Here is a 17,108-nt window from a genome sequence, read left to right as displayed (position 1 = left end):
CTTGCTGTAAGGCGCTTGAAGTAATTTGCTCACATTGATATGTTTAAATGATATTAAACTCAGACTAAGCCCAGACAGATTTGCCTGGGTTTATCGCTCATTTTTGCGCATTTGCACAAAAGTGCATTTGGCTTAATGCCTGGTTTGTGCTGTTACCAGACCGAGTTAGTGATTGTGGGTTTCGATTCCCTGTGGCTTTCCATCCACTTCGCCAGATGAGTTTTGAAGCAGGATGGACAAATATGGTATTGCGTCTGGGTAGATTGGCCACCATGAGGGAAAGACTCTTCCTCTTCCAGTTGCAGGGTGGTAATGGATTTTTCGTGCTCTTTGCTTGCCCAGTTTTCATCCCACTTTGACTCTGCCCCACAGACATCACAGGTGAGCTTGTCGAAAACCTCTTCAGTATGCTCAAGTATCAATACTGTTTTCATGTGTTTCATACTTCCTCCCTATGTTGTTGATGACCTGGATTTGATGGTAAGTGATGATTTGATTCTACATCAGTGGCAGAGCATGAAAAGGGCAAGCTTGAAAAAAAGCTGTGTTGCCCGGTGCGGGCCAACACAGCTTTCATTTCCTGCACAACATTGTTGCTTATTAATTTGCTAGCGTCTGCCTGTCTTGCTCGTGGCTGCTTTGGATTTTGCTGACTTGTATGCAAGCGCAGGCCGTACAGAACTGGTCGGAGCAGGTTTGCCTGGTGTTGTTTTTGCATTTACTGCTGCGCGTGCATAAGACTTTTTGCCAAAGGTATCAATTCTCGGGGCGGCAACCCGCTTGCCATTGGCAACGCCACTCTCATCGATGGTAATCGGTATATGCGGCTGGCGCAGCGGGATCAGGTGCTTGGGCCCACTACCTATCAAATCACGCCTGCCCATGCGTACCAGAGCTTCATGGATGATTTCCCAGTTTTCTGGCGCATGATAACGCAATAACGCCTTGTGCAATTTGCGGATCTTGCCTGAGCGTGCTGTCTCCACCAGCTCAGAATCGGCAGTGACTTTCTTCAGCGGATTCTTGCGGGTATGGTACATGGTGGTTGCCAGCGCCATAGGAGTAGGCATGAAGGTTTGCACCTGATCCAGCTTGAAATCATTTTTCTTGAGCCAGACAGCCAGGTTCACCATGTCTTCATCGGTAGAGCCGGGATGGGCAGCGATAAAGTAAGGGATCAGGTATTGTTCCTTGCCAGCTTCTTTTGAATACTTCTGGAACATGGCCTTGAACTCGTCATAGCTGCCTATGCCGGGCTTCATCATCTTGGACAAAGTATCAGCTTCAGTATGCTCAGGCGCAATCTTCAGCAGGCCGCCGACGTGATGGGTGACCAGTTCTTTTACATACTCTGGCGAGCGCACGGCCAGGTCATAGCGCAACCCGGAACTGACCAGTATCTTCTTGATGCCGGGAAGCGCGCGCGCCTTGCGGTAAATCGATATCAGCTTGCTGTGGTCGGTGCCCAGGTTTGAACAGATGCCAGGATAGACGCAAGACAAGCGACGGCAGGATTCTTCTATTTTCTTGTCCTTGCAGGCCAGGCGATACATGTTGGCTGTCGGGCCGCCAAGATCAGAAATGGTGCCGGTAAAACCTTTGACCTTGTCGCGGATTTCTTCTATCTCGCGCAAAATTGAAGGTTCAGAGCGGCTCTGTATGATGCGGCCTTCATGCTCGGTAATCGAGCAGAAAGTACAGCCACCAAAGCAGCCACGCATGATATTCACCGAGAAACGTATCATTTCCCAGGCTGGTATGCGCGCCTTGCCATAGGCAGGGTGGGGCGCTCGTGCGTAGGCGCGGTCATACACGCCATCCATTTCGTCCATGGTCAGTGGCAGCGGTGGAGGGTTCAGCCATACGTCGCGGTCGCCATGGCCTTGCACCAGCGCCTTGGCATTGCCAGGGTTGGCTTCGAGATGGAATACGCGTGATGCATGGGCATACAGGATCGCGTCTTCCTTGACTTCGTCAAAGGAAGGCAGGCGTATGACAGATTTGTGTTGCTTGTTGCGCAGCATGAGCTGACGCTCTTCGCGGCTCATGATACGTATGGCTTGCAATTGGACGACGTCAGCCTTGGCTTCGGTTTTGACCTCTTGCCTGGCTTCTATGGATGTGGCTGCAGGAGCATCGCCGGTGGCACATTTTGCCTCTTTCTCAGGCACCATCGCATACGGGTCGGTATGCGCTTCTATCTTGCCCGGCGTATCAATTTTGACAGAATTGATTTCTGTCCATTCTTCATCTGGCAGCCAGCCTTTTGGTGTCATGAAGGCGGTACCGCGCAGGTCGCGGATATCCTTGATGGCTTCGCCACTTGCCAGGCGGTGGGTCAGGTCTATGAGCGCGCGTTCGGCATTGCCAAACAACAGGATGTCGGCTTTTGAATCGGGCAAAACCGAGCGTCTTACCTTGTCAGACCAGTAATCATAATGCGCAATACGGCGCAAACTGGCTTCTATACTGCCGACAACTACATTGGCATCCGGGTAAGCTTCACGGGCACGCTGAGCATACACCACCAGGGCACGGTCGGGGCGTTTTGTGCGGTCGCCATCGGGCGTATAGGCATCTTCTGAGCGTATTTTACGGTCAGCCGTATAGCGGTTCACCATGGAATCCATATTGCCCGCCGTGACACCAAAATACAGATTTGGCTTACCCAGCGCACGGAAGGCATCGGCAGATTGCCAGTCCGGCTGGCTGATGATGCCAACACGGAAGCCGTGATGTTCGAGCAGACGGCCTATCAGGGCCATGCCGAAGCTGGGGTGGTCAATATAGGCATCGCCAGTAACGAGGATGACATCACAACTATCCCAGCCCAGTACATCCATTTCGGCGCGTGACATGGGGAGGAATGGAGCAGTATTTTTCCCGCCGACTTCAGGACGAAAACGTGGGAAAGAGAATAAATTTTTAGGCTGAGCGTTCATGGGCCGAATTGTACCGGAAAGCTACTTGTTTTGTGTGTCGACAAGGAAATTCTTCTGAAAAATCAAAAGCTTGCAAGAAGTTGAGGTGGTCTTATTGCTAATTTCATTCACGATCAGGCTCCTGGCGCAGCAATGGTTCAACTTCCTGCGTACCTGCAATATTTACAGTTGCGCAAAATTCCTTATAAATTTGTTTGGCCTTTTTGCTGCTAATTCCATATTAGATATAGCTGTTTTCGCGTAAAATCGCGCCAATATTAATTTGGCAGGAGAAGCGCATGAGTATTAAATCAGACAAATGGATACGCCGTATGGCAGAACAACACGGCATGATAGAGCCGTTTGAACCAGGTCAGGTGCGTGAGCGTGATGGCAACCGCATCGTCAGTTATGGCACGTCTTCTTACGGTTACGATATACGTTGTGCCGATGAATTCAAGATTTTCACGAATATCAACAGCACAATTGTGGATCCTAAAAACTTCGATGAAAAATCCTTTGTCGATTTCAAGGGCGATGTCTGTATCATTCCACCAAATTCATTTGCGCTAGCGCGCACGATGGAGTATTTCCGTATTCCGCGCAGTGTATTGACCATCTGCCTCGGCAAATCCACTTATGCGCGTTGCGGCATCATTGTCAATGTCACGCCGTTTGAGCCTGAGTGGGAAGGTTATGTGACACTGGAATTCTCAAATACCACACCATTGCCAGCCAAAATTTATGCAGGTGAGGGTTGCGCCCAGGTGCTGTTCTTTGAGAGCGATGAAATCTGCGAAACATCTTACAAAGATCGTGGCGGCAAGTATCAGGGCCAGGTCGGTGTTACTCTTCCAAAGACTTGAGCTTTTAGTATAGATGTTGCCTGATTACGCAGCCATACTTCAGACCATTTTTGCTGAAGTCCAGCCTTTATTGACTCAGGGGAAAGTGGCTTCCTATATTCCTGAGTTATCCAAAGTATCAGCCCAGCATTTTGGCATGGCTGTGTATTGCCTGGATGGCAGCACTTACAACATAGGTGATAGCCAGCAAAAATTTTCTTTACAAAGCGTCACCAAGCTGTTTGCGCTGGCGCTGGCATTTTCCCGCGAAGGCGATGCAATCTGGGAGCGGGTAGGGCGCGAGCCTTCCGGTAGTCCTTTCAATTCCCTGGTGCAGCTGGAATACGAACGTGGCAAGCCGCGTAATCCCTTCATTAATGCGGGCGCGCTGGTCATTGCTGATATTTTGTCGGCTCGCTTTGTGCAATCTGATATTGCGGTTCAGCAGTTTGCCCGTACCATTTCTGGCGAACCTACCATCGATTTTGATATGGCGGTTGCCCAGTCTGAACGTCAGACCGCGCACCGCAATTATGCAATTGCCCATTTAATGAAAGATTTTGGCAATCTGCATAATCCCGTCAAAACCGTCATCGATAGCTATTGCCGCCAATGTTCGCTGACCATGACTTGTGCTGAGTTGGCCAAGGCGGGCAGCTTCCTGGCCAATCATGGCAGCATACCCTGGAGTGGGCAGCAAATTCTCGATGCCAGCTCATCCAAGCGCCTGAATGCGTTGATGCTGACCTGCGGTACCTATGATGCTGCTGGTGATTTTGCCTACCGCGTGGGATTGCCCGCCAAGAGTGGTGTCGGCGGTGGTATTCTGGCGCTGGTGCCGGGTGAACTTGCAGTGGCTGTCTGGTCGCCGGGGCTGGATGCCACCGGCAATTCGCTGGCGGGTACTTATGCGCTGGAGCGTTTCACTACGCTGACAGCCAGATCCATTTTTTGATTTCCGATATACACCACTGACACCACTGCAAGCATTGTGCATTTGCAGTGGTGCTTAACCTAAGCCAGGAATCCCAGATTACGGTTTGAAAAATTAGTGATATTCGGGAAAATATCATTGATCTGGCTTGTGCTCAGTCCAAACCAGTTTGCCAGTGTCGCACCATACTGATCAACCGATATCTGTGGCAGCAGGCTGCCGGAACCCACATCGAGGCTATGCTTGAGCCCCGTTACCGGGAAATCACCATAAATATTATTACCTTTGACCGCGCCACCAACGATGAAGTGGTGCGAGCCCCAGCCATGATCGGTACCATCACCATTGCTGGTAAAGGTCCTGCCAAAATCCGAGGCCGTGAACAGGGTCACCTGCTTGCGCATGTCAGTGCCCTGCAAGTTACCCATGACGCCATCAAAATAACTGATAGCATGAGCCAGCCTGGCCATCAGGTCTGCATGCGCCGTACGCTGGAAGTCATGCGTATCGAAGCCACCCAGGCTGACAAAGAACACTTGTCTTTGTGCGCCCAGGGCGCTGCGTCCGGCGATGATCCTGGCGATCGTTTGCAATTGGGAGGCCAGACCATTGTTGGCCAGATTGCCATTGTTGGGGTTGGTATATTGCGTGGGGTTGGGAACGCCAGTAGCGCCCGCAGGCGCCATTGCAGGGCTAAGCAAGCTTTGTGCGTTGATGGAGCGGTTGGTGACCGCCGCATGCTCTTTCTGAAACAGATTGGCAGAGTCTGATGCGATGATGTTCTTTAAAGGATTGCCAGCAGCACTGGAGCCAAACAGGGTGCCCGTCAGACCGCCAATAGGTACTGCGCCTGACGCGCTTACCTGATATTGATTGATGTTGCGCCCTGCAAGAAAAACAGCGTTGCCAGATGTTGATATCGCCGTAAATACGGGGTAGGCATTCGATGCGGCCAGCATATCACCCATGCGTCCGCCCCAGCCATAAGCTGCTCCTTCAGGTGCATACGCTTGCCACAGGGACTGCTGGTCATTGTGGGAAAACAGTTTCGGTGGCAGCGGTACGCTGCCAGCCTTGTATTGTGCCAGAGTGGTCGGCACGATCAACGGACCAACATTGCTGAGTATCGCTGCGCGGCCATTGTCAAACAGGCTTTTTAGTGGGCCCAACTGCGGATGTAATGCGAAGCTGCGGCCAGCTTGTAATGTGGTCGGGCTGATAGGCAAGACGCCGCCATTGCTGCCGACGGCGGGCAGGGCTATTGATCCTGCCTCGTTGGTGGTACGCACTGTCGTGTATTGACTCCAGGACGTGCTGTCAGTTGCCAGTACGGTATTGGCGTGATCATTGGCACCATACAGGAACAGGCATACGAGTGCCTTGTAGCCGCCGGAAGAGGTTTGTGCAGCAGCGGAACCCATGGTTGCCAGATTGATGGCAAAGGGCAGACTGGCGCTGCCTGCAGCACCGGCAACACCAAGTGCAGTGGAGAAGCGCAAAAACTCGCGGCGCGAAGTGTTCAATTTAGTCATGTTGGATCCCGTTCATTTTTGGACCAGATATTCAGGAGAGGCCATAGTCAGGAAAATTGACAAATAGACGCGATTCTTCTTCGCTGTATCCGCATTGGCTGTATTGTTGGTTGGTATCGTGACCGAATTAACAGCTGTCAAAATCTGGCTGCGCAAGTTGCTGGTCATCTGGTTGGACATCAGGGTCAGGTTCAGTTGATCCAGCAATTGGTCCGGCGTTGCCGCCAAATTGATGAGGCTGCTGTAATCCGCCTTGACGTCACGCGATGAACCGGTACCGTTGGGTATTACATCGCGCATGAAGTTCAGGTAGCCAACGACTGAGGTTTCACCTGTTATTTGCATTTCTGGCGACACCAGGCCTGCGCTGGCGATGCCTGAATTTGGTGGTACATAACCGGGGCGATAGAAATTGAATACCGTTGGTGAACGCATTGGTGTTTCTGACAGACCACTGAGCGGGTCATCCATGCTGGTCATCAGGAATCGGCCAGAAGTGGAACTTACATTGAATGCCCGCATCCAGTTCGCCAGGCGCAATACCGGCTCCCTGAGTTTGCCAGTGTTGGCAAAGGCCAGGGTAGTGTCATTGCGCGCTTCATTGTCCAGCAAAATTGCTTTTATGACGGCACGCATATCACCCCTGATACCCGAACCATTGTTGTTGAAAGCTGCCGCGACCCTGGAAATATATTGCGGGCTAGGGTTGCTGGTGACCAAGCGCTGTATCAATTGTTTGCCGATGAAGGGGCCGACATTTGGATGATTGAACAAGGTATCCAATGCAGTTTTCAAACTCGCTTCAGGGTTCGCTGGTGACTGTGCCGGAATCGTCACACCCAGGAAAGTCTTGGCCGAGACAGAATGGTATTTTGGGTAGCTTTGCATAGGCAACCAGTCACGGTTGGCGTCTGCATTGCCACCAAAGAAGCGGTTGTCACTCTTGTCCGGGCCTGCCCAGCTCCATCCTGTGAATACCTTGGCAAGACCCTGTATATCTGTGCTGGAATAGGTCTCTACTGGTTTGCCACCGTTCATGACATAAGTGCCGTCCTGATTCAACTGATACAAGCCGATAGTGAAGAGTTGCATGACTTCGCGTGCATAATTCTCGTCGGGAACTTGGGTGCCGGATTCTTTTTGATTGCGTAAAGAAGTCAGGTAGGTGCCCATCATGGGGTGCAGGCTGACTGATTCCAGCAAGTTACGGAAGTTGCCAAAGGCATTGGCTCCCAGCGTATCGTAATAGCCAGCAACACCACGCGGGTAATTGGCAACATTGCTGTCCTGGAAGGACACCACGAATATTTGTGACAGAGCAAAGGTAACGCGCTGTCTTAATTGATCATCGCCTTTGATTGCCTGCTGCCAGAATGATTCAAAAAAGTTATTCTGGCTTAAATCACTCAAGCCATTGATGAAGCCAGCAGCCTGGGCATCCATATAACTGCGGTGCAATTTTTGCGGCATGGCCAACTGCTTGTCTATCCATGCACTATAGCTGCTGTTCGTCAGACTATTGATGTCAGCATTGTTCGCGCCAAAACTGGCTTGTGCCAGGAAGCGGGATGCCTGAGCTGGAGTAGGCGCATTGGCATTATTGCTCGACTGAAAGCCTACCAGCGCTTGTATCATTCCATTGGCAATACTGGAGTCTGTTGGTGTGACCGTAGAGGCCAGCGCCATTCCCTTGGTGATGGAGTCTGCTTTGCTTATATAAGTGAAACCTTGCTGAATGGCAAAGTTCTTGGCGACATTGATTTTATTGTCGAGCAGGGTGCTTACCCAGCCATTGGCTGCATCACCTGCATAACCATGGGCGGCAATCAGCATCGAGCGAACGACTATTCCACGTGTTACCGTGCCATTGGCGAGGCTGCTCGTCCAGTAATCCAGCCCGGCCTTATCTGGTGGTGAGCGGCTCAATACATTGCGGTAAACATTGGTGACGAAATCGACATTGTTGGCGTCCGGTGCATAACCAGTCAGTGCCGCATCCTGTATGGCTGCAATGTAAAACGAATCCCCAATTTTTTCTATGGACATGCCATTTTTGAATTGGGTGATCCAGTAGGCCAGGCCATTCGCGTCAGGAATACGGTTGAAATAAGAGATGTACAACTCAATGATGTTGTTCAGGTCATTGGCTGCAATGCTGGTCGACAGGCTGGCAATCTGCAGATTGACCGAGACATCTTTAAATATCAGTTGCTGAATGCTGGAATTGACATCGGTCGTGCCATCAGTGCCTATATTGTCCTTGACTGAATAGCCTGTACTGGTCTGGGTAATCGAATAATTTGAGCGATTACCGCCAAAACTGATCGTCGTGCTGGTGACTACCGGTGCTGGCGCAAACAATCTTTCCAATATCGTTGGAGGGTTGGCAGCAGGTTCTGCCGATGTGGGACTGGTCTTTTGGTCGCCACCGCATGAGCTCAATACGAAAACAGATAAAACAAGCAAGCATTGCCTGATTGCGGGTAGCTTGATGATGGTCATGGTGACTCCTGATTGTCCACACTCAGATTTTACATTCTGGTAGGCAATTCTAATGCAAGCATATAGTGCCATTCACCATAAAGTGTAACAAAGGGTTAGGCACCACACAAACCACTATGAATGGTAAGTAAATGTAATGCGGCACCCGCTATTGGTGCTGGATTTGCAAATGCTGGACAGCATTTGATGAGATCAAAATAGGCGCACTGGCTTTGCCAGGCTAGTCCATTTCAGCCAGGGTTTGATGCACAAATGCTGACAAAATTAACTTGGATTGGGCTGAAACATCGACAAACTCAAATCCATGCCGGTATTCCAGGCCATTTTCAGTTTGTGCTTGTGAGCGCAAGATGACATTCAGAGTCAGATACTCGTCATTCCCGGCAGCGCTGACTCTGAATTTGATGACCCCGGCATCACCTTTTTTTCCAACAGGTTTTTTCATGACGCCGGAGGCGCCACCCATACTCAAATCACCGAGAGTGGCCGCAGCAGTTTGCTCTGGGTCGCCTATGGTGACGGACGCAATGATTTTGACATTGGCACGCGAGCCCTGGCGTATGGTGGTACAACGAACTTGCTTGGGATAAGAGATATGCAGGTAGGGATGGGGTGAATATACGGATTTGATCGCTGATGCGGTGAATGCATACGCTTTTTTACCTGGGAACGCCCGGACTATAAAGGTTTGTCCGTCACGAATAATGACGGCTTTGCCATCGATAGACGGTGCGGTCACCATGATGGACATATTTTTGACAAATCCGATCAACTTCACTGTATAACGCACAGCCGTATGGTCATGGACTTGCAGATACAGAATTTCGCCTACGTTCCAGCGTACGCTGTCCAACTCCATCAGCGTATCTTTGTGCGCGTCTTGCGGAGCAGGGCTGGAACCAGTTGCTGAAGATTGAGATGAAACTGTTTTGGAAATGGGCGTGAGTTTTGAGGGGATAGTGTCCCACATGGCATCTGGATTGCAGTAACCATGTTCAAGCAGGCCGTCGAGTTGGTGCTGACTTTCAATTTTGACACCAGATGCCATCAACAGATGGCCTTGCTCGTCATAGATAGGCCATGGCGCAGTCTGACCTACGTTGATTTCCGTATGTTTGATCGGCATTAGTCCTGTTGCACCACCCATTTACTGTATCCATAGTCTTGATTATCAATCTGATTGTATATCGAAAATTGGAGCAAATTAAGCATCTTGTTGTGCCTTTGTATAATAAAAAGCACTTATTGCCGGGGAATGGCAATAAGTGCTCTGTCAGGCAGAAAGACTAAGGTTTTTGACTACGCCTTATTTACCGCTTTCTGCTGTGGATTTGACGCAATCTACAAAATAGCCACGTTTGCCATCGACTTCTGCTTTGACCAGACCATGGCAATCGGTTTCGAAGCCTGGGAATTTTTCATTGAAATCACGCACGAAGCGCAAGTAATCAACGATAGTCTGGTTGAAGCGCTCGCCAGGAATAAGCAGCGGGATGCCTGGGGGATAAGGGGTCAACAGGATGGCCGTGACGCGGCCTTCGAGTTCATCGATCGATACCCGCTCAGTTTCACGGTGCGCCATCATGGCAAAGGCATCAGATGGTTTCATCGCCGGTTGCATGTCGGACAAATACATTTCTGTCGTCAGGCGCGCCACATCATGACCTTTATAGGCTTCATGTATACCCTGGCACAGGTCTTTCAGCCCTACGCCTTCATAACGGGGGTTGGCTGCTGCAAACTCTGGCAAGATGCGCCACATGGGCTGATTCTTGTCGTAGTCATCCTTGAACTGTTGCAAGGCGGTCAGCAAAGTATTCCAGCGGCCCTTGGTAATGCCGATGGTGAACATGATGAAGAATGAGTACAGGCCACATTTTTCAACAATAACGCCGTGCTCGGCCAAGTACTTGGTGACGATGGACGCAGGGATACCCGTTTCGCCAAATTTACCTTCCAGTGACAAGCCTGGTGTCACAATAGTGGCCTTGATCGGGTCCAGCATGTTGAAGCCAGGCGCCAGTTTGCCAAAGCCATGCCAGTCGTCTTCCGCACGTATCATCCAGTCATCGCGCGAACCTATGCCATCTGCTGCAAATTCTTCCGGTCCCCAGACCTGGAACCACCAGTCCTTGCCCCATTCCTGATCAACCTTGCGCATGGCGCGGCGGAAGTCCAGGGCTTCGAGTATGGATTCTTCTACCAATGCCGTACCGCCTGGCGCTTCCATCATCGCTGCTGCGATATCGCAAGAGGCGATGATCGAATATTGAGGCGAAGTCGAGGTATGCATCAGGTAAGCTTCATTGAAGCTGTCACGGTCGAGTTTGCGCGACTCTGATTCACGCACCAGGATTTGCGACGCTTGAGAAATACCCGCCAGCAGTTTGTGCGTAGACTGGGTCGAGAAAATCATCGATTTCTTGGCGCGTGGCCTGTCCTTGCCGATGGCATGCATGTCTTTATAAAAGTCATGGAAGGTCGCGTGCGGCAACCAGGCTTCGTCAAAGTGCAGGGTGTCGATTTCGCCATCCAGCAAATCCTTCAATACTTCGACGTTGTACAACACGCCGTCGTAAGTCGATTGCGTGATGGTGAGGATACGGGGCTTCTTGTTCTTGGCTTCGCGTGCAAAAGGATTGGCTTCTATCTTCTTCTGTATGCTTTCCAAGCTGAATTCTTCCAGCGGGATGGGGCCGATAATGCCAAGGTGATTCCGTGTCGGCATCAGGAAAACCGGTATCGCACCACACATGATGATGGAATGCAGGATGGACTTATGGCAGTTACGATCTACCACGACGATATCGCCAGGTGCAACAGTGGAATGCCAGACCATCTTGTTGGAGGTCGAGGTGCCATTGGTCACAAAGTAGCAGTGATCCGCATTGAAAATGCGTGCGGCGTTGCGTTCAGACGCAGCGACCGGACCGGTATGATCGAGCAACTGTCCCAGTTCTTCTACCGCATTACACACGTCGGCCCGCAGCATGTTTTCACCAAAGAACTGGTGGAACATCTGGCCGATAGGCGACTTCAGGAAGGCCACGCCACCTGAGTGGCCCGGGCAATGCCAGGAGTAGGAGCCATCATTGGCGTAATGTACCAGGGCGCGGAAAAACGGTGGTGCCAGGCCATCCAGGTAAGAGCGGGCTTCACGGATGATATGACGTGCCACGAATTCTGGCGTGTCTTCAAACATGTGAATGAAACCATGCAATTCGCGCAGGATGTCATTCGGGATATGGCGTGAAGTGCGGGTTTCACCGTACAGGTAAATCGGGATGTCTGCATTCTTGTAGCGAATCTCTTCAACGAAGGCACGCAAGGACTTCAACGCGTAATCAGTCTCTTCATCGGTGCCGTCACCAAATTCTTCATCGTCAATCGAGAGGATGAAGGCGGACGCACGCGATTGTTGCTGGGCGAACTGGGACAAGTCACCATAGCTGGTTACACCCAGTACTTCCATGCCTTCGGTTTCTATCGCGTCAGCAAGTGCGCGTATGCCAAGACCGGAGGTGTTTTCAGAACGAAAGTCTTCGTCGATGATGACGATGGGGAAGCGGAATTTCATGGAGGTCTCCAAAAAAGCTTGTTACAAGGGAGACGCCTGGGCAAGTTAAATCAACCGCTTGCGCGCCGAAAAATTCAAAGAAGCGAATTCTCTCAGATATGTGGGTGCTGATGTTAAAAAATCTCAGCTTTTAGCCATGAAATGCAAAATTTCATCTGATTGTCATCAAATCAGGAGTCGTACCATATCTTGCATCGTCAAATGGCGGTAGCGATAAATTTTATTTAACAAATCAGCGCCTTTATGCTCTCGCCTAGCCTGCTGCATAAATAAAAAAAGAGTGTTTCTGCAAACACTCTTTTATCTGATCATGCATTGCAAAGTGCGTCTTCAGAAGCGATAGCTTGCAGCAGAAAAGATGGTGACAGGGGTTTTCTGGAATACAAATGGACTCCTGCCAGCATCGCCATTCAAACGACTAACTGAGGCACCGGTTGTCAAAGACCAGTTGTTGTCAATATTCCAATGCCAGCTGGCACCAAGCTTGATATCTGAGATGCCGGAAGAGGGTGTGTACTGTGAGTAGCCACTGGAGGCAGATTGTGCGGCAGTTACACCGAAGTATGACTGCATGTAAGCAGAATTAACCCAGTTTGCACCTATGCTGGCAGAAAGCCTGTGTTGTGGGCTCAGTAAAGTAGTTGCACGCACGCCAAAGCTGACTTGTACACCGTTATGATCCAGACCTGATCCATAGCGTACAGACGATGCCAGAGAAAAATTTTGGTCTATGTTGTAGTTGAGGAAAGCGCCGGGTTCAACTGCCATGTTGACGTCACCCAAGCCACGCAATTTGCTGGAGCGCGACTCATCACGTGCGGCTTCCAGCGACATGCGCAGGCCGTACTGCAGACTGGCGTTCTTTGAGAAATTATAGCCAAGACCATTAACGGCGCTAAAGAAGGCACCATTTTTCCATTGCGCATCAAACATGGGATAAGCTGCCAGACGACGCTCATCAGAGCCTGTGTATTTAGGCATGCTGAGTGCAACAGCACCCAGAGAAAAGTTCACGTCCTTGGGCAGGTAGGTAGTGGGAACCAGTTGCACAAATTGCGAGGTCTGTGCTCCTGCGGAACAGGCCATCGCTAATAATGTGATACCGAGTATTTTTTTCATTATGTTCTCGTCTTTGTCATATATGGAGGGCAGCAAGTCCCGCCAGTACTACACCAACCCCAGCTACACCATAAGAAGCATACTGCAGCCATTTTTTCTTGGTCAGCAAGGTGATTGCTGCCAGGGAAATGGCAATTTGCACAGCAGTCATGGCCTGAGCCCAGCGATGATGCTGATGCAGTGCCTCTTTGGACTTTTCTTCCCGGTCCAGGCTTTCTTTTTCCAGGGCTTCTGCTTTTTTCTTGATATCTTCTTTTTCTACTTTGTAGCGTTCAACGTCTGCTTTGTATTTTGCAACATCAGCACCTGGTATCACCATTGCCAATTCGGCGAGATTTTGCTTGCTCGACTTCGACTGGTAATAATTCCATTGGTTCGATGCTTCGGTCTTTTTAATGGCCGAGTCATTCTTGAACATGGCTGCATCATTTTGTGTTGCGCCGCCTTCATAGCCAAACAAGGCTCCGACAGTTGCCATGATCGCAGTCATTACTGCAATTTTGCTGGCAAAATCATCATTGCCGTGGGCTGCATGTTCCAACTCATGATCATGCGGTCCGTGTACGTGAAACCCGTGTCCTGACATAGTAATCCTAAATCTTTTTGTAAGTGACAAATGCAAAATGTAAATTTTTTTCTTTGGAGAAATGTTTTTCTCTTCCCGTCTCTTTCCATATTAGCGGATTGATCACTGGGAAAAAAGCGTCACATGCAAACTCCTGTTGTATCTCGGTCACGACCAGTTCATTGGCCAATTCCATGCTTTGGCTGTAAATCTCGGCTCCGCCTATGATGAAAGCCAATTTCTGGTCCAGCAACGCCCGCGCTGCATCCAGCGATGCCACTGCTTCCACCCCTGCATGTTGCCACTCATGATTCCGCGTGACGACAATATTGCGCCTGTTCGGTAAGGGGCGACCTATGGATTCAAAGGTTTTCCTGCCCATGATGATGGCGTGTCCAGTGGTGGTCCGCTTAAAGTGGGCAAGATCCTCAGGCAAATGCCAAGGCAGCTTATTATCTATCCCTATGCCCAGCTTGGAGTCGGTTGCAACAATAATACTTAAAGATGACATGCTCATGAATCCAGGGTTTAAACAGCAACAGGTGCTTTGATTGCGGGGTGGAATTGATAATTTGCAAACTCAAAATCATCAAACTGATAATCAAAGATGGATTCAGGTTTGCGCTTGATGATCAATTGACCCAATGGCAAAGTGCTACGTGATAATTGTTCGTTAACTTGGTCCATGTGATTGGAATACAAGTGGCAGTCACCACCCGTCCAGATAAAATCACCAACTTCCAGATCGGTTTGTTGCGCCACCATATGGGTCAACAAGGCATAGGATGCGATATTGAAAGGCACACCCAAAAATATATCTGCGCTGCGCTGATACAACTGGCAGGACAATTTGCCGTCAGCGACGTAAAACTGGAACATCATATGGCAGGGTGGCAGCTTCATCTGCGGGACATCTGCAACATTCCAGGCAGAGACGATGAGGCGGCGTGAGTCAGGGTTATTGCGTATCTGCTCGATCACTTGTTTAATCTGGTCTATGTGTTCGCCGGAAGGTGTAGGCCAGTTGCGCCATTGCGAACCATAAACCGGGCCAAGATCACCATTGGCATCCGCCCATTCATTCCAGATAGAGACACCATTATCCGTGAGGTATTTGATATTGGTCGAGCCTGCCAGGAACCAGATCAGTTCATGCACGATGGATTTGAGGTGCAGCTTTTTGGTGGTCACCAATGGAAAGCCCTTGCTCAGGTCAAAGCGCATCTGGTAGCCAAAGACTGACACTGTACCTGTGCCGGTTCTGTCAGTTTTTTGGGTGCCGTGTTCTTTCACATGGCGCATGAAGTCAAGGTATTGATGCATGGGCTTAATAAATTGCTATGTTGAGTTGCTATCTTGTTCAGGCGCTAGTATACCTTAGGGAGAGATAAAACTCTTGGAGATTGTAATGAGTCTCATCCACTGCAGCTGAGAGCAAGCTACTGTTGCTTCAGTCTCGCTGACTCAGCGTTTGCTCAGCAGGGGGTTGCTGGATTCTGGTTCGCCCGGTGCCACGAGTGGCAATTTGATTTCAAAACGGGTTCCCTGGCCAACTATACTGCTCGCATGAATACTGCCGCCAAGTACATTGGAAATGATGTTGAAAGTGATGCTCAGCCCCAAGCCGCTGCCGCCCTGGCCAAACTTGGTGGTAAAGAAGGGTTCGAATATCCTATTAATAATTTCTGCGGAAATACCTTTGCCATTGTCTTCAAAAATAATGAGGACATGGTCGCCCTGTTGTGTGGCGGTGCAGCGCATGTGACCTTCTTCACGTCCTTCGAGACCGTGAGCGACTGCATTATTGACCAGGTTGGTGAAGACCTGTCCCAACAAACCAGGGTAGCTGTCAAGCTGGATTTCACCAGGAATGTCGAGTTCCAGGGTAAATGGGGTTTTGCGCAAGCTTGAATGCAGCAGGGCGGTGAGTTCCTGCAACATGACCAGCAGAGCAAATTGCCTGCGCTGGGCACTTGACTGATCAACCGCCACCTGCTTGAAGTCACCTACCAGATGGGCAGATTGCTGCAGCCCGCGTAATAGCAATTTGGTGGAATCTACTGCCGTGGTTGCATAACGTGTCAGGTCAGAGCGCTTCATCTTGCCTTCTTCGACCATCCTGACCAGGTTGCGGGTTTCTTCTTCCAGGGTGCTGGCAACCAGCAGGCAATTACCAAGTGGGGTATTTAATTCATGCGCTACGCCTGCGACCATAGAGCCCAGTGCCGCCATGCGTTCTACCCTTGCCAGTTCTGCCTGAGCAGAATTGACGTTATTCAGGGCCGCTTCCAGGTTCTGGTTTACGGTTTCCAGTTCTTGCGTACGCTGACGGACTTTGGATTCCAGTGTGCCTGAGTATTCAAGCAATTGTTGATTCTTGATCTCCAGTTCGCCAAATGATCTTTGCAAAGCCTGGCGGGTGGCTTCCAGACTGGTTGCCAGGTGGCCCAGTTCATCTTCGCGGTTCAGGGCGATAGGGTCATTCAGTTCACCATTTGCCAGTCTGTCAGACTCTCCCATGAGTATCCTGACTGGCTGCACCAGGCGCCATTGCAATACCACAAGAATAAACAGGATAGCCAGTATCAATGAAAGCACAGCTGTAGTGACATAACGCCGGAAATCAGATGCCAGGCTTTCTTGCAGCAAGTCTTCTGCAAGGGTAAGTCTTACCTGACCTATGACCTGACCTCCATGCTTGATCTCTCTGACCATACTGGTGAATGGCCCTCGCTGGTTTTTTTTCCTGGTATCGTTCTTGATGAATTCCTTGCGGTCGGGCAGGGTGATCACTTCTATGGTTGCTACCCTGGGGTCGGAATACACCACTTCGCTGGAGATATTGGCAATCTCGGGCGTGATTTGCCACAAGGGTTCACTCAGTATGACGGACAGGATTTCGACCAGACGATTATGATCCTCAGCATTTCTGAGCTGGGCCGCCGTTTCTATTGTGTGCAGGTGATAGGGGATGAGGATGGCAGCAGGGACGGTTAATCCGAATACAACAGCCAGAATAATCGCCAGTCTCAGCGTGATCCGGCTGCGTAGTGCAGATAAAAGATGTCTAAACTGCATTGCGAGGTCCTTGTGCAGCACTTCCCGGAAGGTAT

Annotated in this window: 13 protein-coding genes; 2 read left to right on the top strand and 11 right to left on the bottom strand. The window is 50.3% G+C overall.

Translation table 11 applies throughout. The annotated features are described in order from the left end of the window. Window positions 1-152 precede the first annotated feature (152 nt). Complete coding sequence (locus UNDKW_RS13315; RefSeq protein ID WP_162041522.1) at window positions 153-443, bottom strand: hypothetical protein; 291 nt, start codon at window positions 441-443, stop codon at window positions 153-155. A gap of 165 nt (window positions 444-608) precedes the next feature. Further along, window positions 609-2,942 carry a YgiQ family radical SAM protein gene (locus UNDKW_RS13310; RefSeq protein WP_162059079.1) on the bottom strand — a complete coding sequence of 778 codons (2,334 nt, stop codon included), beginning with the start codon at window positions 2,940-2,942 and terminating at the stop codon, window positions 609-611. 278 nt (window positions 2,943-3,220) lie between these two features. Here UNDKW_RS13310 and dcd point away from each other — a divergent pair, with 278 nt between their 5' ends. Both dcd and UNDKW_RS13300 read left to right on the top strand, forming a co-directional pair. Continuing rightward, window positions 3,221-3,787 (top strand): dCTP deaminase, encoded by a 567-nt coding sequence (dcd, locus tag UNDKW_RS13305; protein WP_110253642.1) that lies wholly within the window; start codon window positions 3,221-3,223, stop codon window positions 3,785-3,787. Between the two features lie 13 nt (window positions 3,788-3,800). Continuing rightward, window positions 3,801-4,721, top strand: coding sequence for a glutaminase (locus UNDKW_RS13300; protein WP_162059078.1), 921 nt, complete (start codon window positions 3,801-3,803; stop codon window positions 4,719-4,721). 59 nt (window positions 4,722-4,780) lie between these two features. Here UNDKW_RS13300 and UNDKW_RS13295 read toward each other — a convergent pair whose 3' ends face one another. The 9 genes from UNDKW_RS13295 to UNDKW_RS13255 all read right to left on the bottom strand — a co-directional run bounded on the left by UNDKW_RS13295 (window position 4,781) and on the right by UNDKW_RS13255 (window position 17,073). Further along, window positions 4,781-6,232, bottom strand: a complete 1,452-nt coding sequence (locus UNDKW_RS13295) for a DUF1501 domain-containing protein (RefSeq protein WP_162059077.1) — start codon at window positions 6,230-6,232, stop codon at window positions 4,781-4,783. A 12-nt stretch (window positions 6,233-6,244) separates the two neighbouring features. Beyond that, window positions 6,245-8,734, bottom strand: coding sequence for a DUF1800 family protein (locus tag UNDKW_RS13290; RefSeq protein ID WP_162059076.1), 2,490 nt, complete (start codon window positions 8,732-8,734; stop codon window positions 6,245-6,247). Between the two features lie 220 nt (window positions 8,735-8,954). Beyond that, window positions 8,955-9,860, bottom strand: coding sequence for a flagellar brake protein (locus UNDKW_RS13285; protein ID WP_162059075.1), 906 nt, complete (start codon window positions 9,858-9,860; stop codon window positions 8,955-8,957). Between the two features lie 180 nt (window positions 9,861-10,040). Then, entirely contained in the window at window positions 10,041-12,311 is a 2,271-nt protein-coding gene (locus UNDKW_RS13280) for an arginine/lysine/ornithine decarboxylase (protein WP_162059074.1), read from the bottom strand. A gap of 330 nt (window positions 12,312-12,641) precedes the next feature. Beyond that, window positions 12,642-13,430 carry a MipA/OmpV family protein gene (locus UNDKW_RS13275; protein WP_162059073.1) on the bottom strand — a complete coding sequence of 263 codons (789 nt, stop codon included), beginning with the start codon at window positions 13,428-13,430 and terminating at the stop codon, window positions 12,642-12,644. A gap of 16 nt (window positions 13,431-13,446) precedes the next feature. Next, window positions 13,447-14,016, bottom strand: a complete 570-nt coding sequence (locus UNDKW_RS13270; RefSeq protein ID WP_162059072.1) for a DUF4337 domain-containing protein — start codon at window positions 14,014-14,016, stop codon at window positions 13,447-13,449. Between the two features lie 7 nt (window positions 14,017-14,023). After that, window positions 14,024-14,506, bottom strand: coding sequence for a dihydrofolate reductase (locus UNDKW_RS13265; RefSeq protein WP_174247591.1), 483 nt, complete (start codon window positions 14,504-14,506; stop codon window positions 14,024-14,026). Between the two features lie 17 nt (window positions 14,507-14,523). After that, window positions 14,524-15,318, bottom strand: coding sequence for a thymidylate synthase (locus tag UNDKW_RS13260; RefSeq protein WP_162059070.1), 795 nt, complete (start codon window positions 15,316-15,318; stop codon window positions 14,524-14,526). A gap of 141 nt (window positions 15,319-15,459) precedes the next feature. Beyond that, window positions 15,460-17,073: a sensor histidine kinase gene (locus tag UNDKW_RS13255; RefSeq protein WP_162059069.1), complete on the bottom strand. Its 1,614-nt coding sequence runs from the start codon at window positions 17,071-17,073 to the stop codon at window positions 15,460-15,462. Window positions 17,074-17,108: the final 35 nt, after the last annotated feature.

The organism is Undibacterium sp. KW1 (genome assembly GCF_009937955.1).
Lineage (GTDB): Bacteria > Pseudomonadota > Gammaproteobacteria > Burkholderiales > Burkholderiaceae_D > Undibacterium.
This window is presented reverse-complemented; position numbering and strand designations above follow the sequence as displayed.

Coding starts and splice junctions, on each gene's coding strand:
- UNDKW_RS13270 (WP_162059072.1), bottom strand. CDS start 14,016: ATGTCAGGACACGGGTTTCACGTACACGGACCGCATGATCATGAGTTG.
- UNDKW_RS13280 (WP_162059074.1), bottom strand. CDS start 12,311: ATGAAATTCCGCTTCCCCATCGTCATCATCGACGAAGACTTTCGTTCT.
- UNDKW_RS13275 (WP_162059073.1), bottom strand. CDS start 13,430: ATGAAAAAAATACTCGGTATCACATTATTAGCGATGGCCTGTTCCGCA.
- dcd (WP_110253642.1), top strand. CDS start 3,221: ATGAGTATTAAATCAGACAAATGGATACGCCGTATGGCAGAACAACAC.
- UNDKW_RS13255 (WP_162059069.1), bottom strand. CDS start 17,073: ATGCAGTTTAGACATCTTTTATCTGCACTACGCAGCCGGATCACGCTG.
- UNDKW_RS13290 (WP_162059076.1), bottom strand. CDS start 8,734: ATGACCATCATCAAGCTACCCGCAATCAGGCAATGCTTGCTTGTTTTA.
- UNDKW_RS13295 (WP_162059077.1), bottom strand. CDS start 6,232: ATGACTAAATTGAACACTTCGCGCCGCGAGTTTTTGCGCTTCTCCACT.
- UNDKW_RS13300 (WP_162059078.1), top strand. CDS start 3,801: ATGTTGCCTGATTACGCAGCCATACTTCAGACCATTTTTGCTGAAGTC.
- UNDKW_RS13310 (WP_162059079.1), bottom strand. CDS start 2,942: ATGAACGCTCAGCCTAAAAATTTATTCTCTTTCCCACGTTTTCGTCCT.
- UNDKW_RS13260 (WP_162059070.1), bottom strand. CDS start 15,318: ATGCATCAATACCTTGACTTCATGCGCCATGTGAAAGAACACGGCACC.
- UNDKW_RS13315 (WP_162041522.1), bottom strand. CDS start 443: ATGAAACACATGAAAACAGTATTGATACTTGAGCATACTGAAGAGGTT.
- UNDKW_RS13285 (WP_162059075.1), bottom strand. CDS start 9,860: ATGCCGATCAAACATACGGAAATCAACGTAGGTCAGACTGCGCCATGG.
- UNDKW_RS13265 (WP_174247591.1), bottom strand. CDS start 14,506: ATGTCATCTTTAAGTATTATTGTTGCAACCGACTCCAAGCTGGGCATA.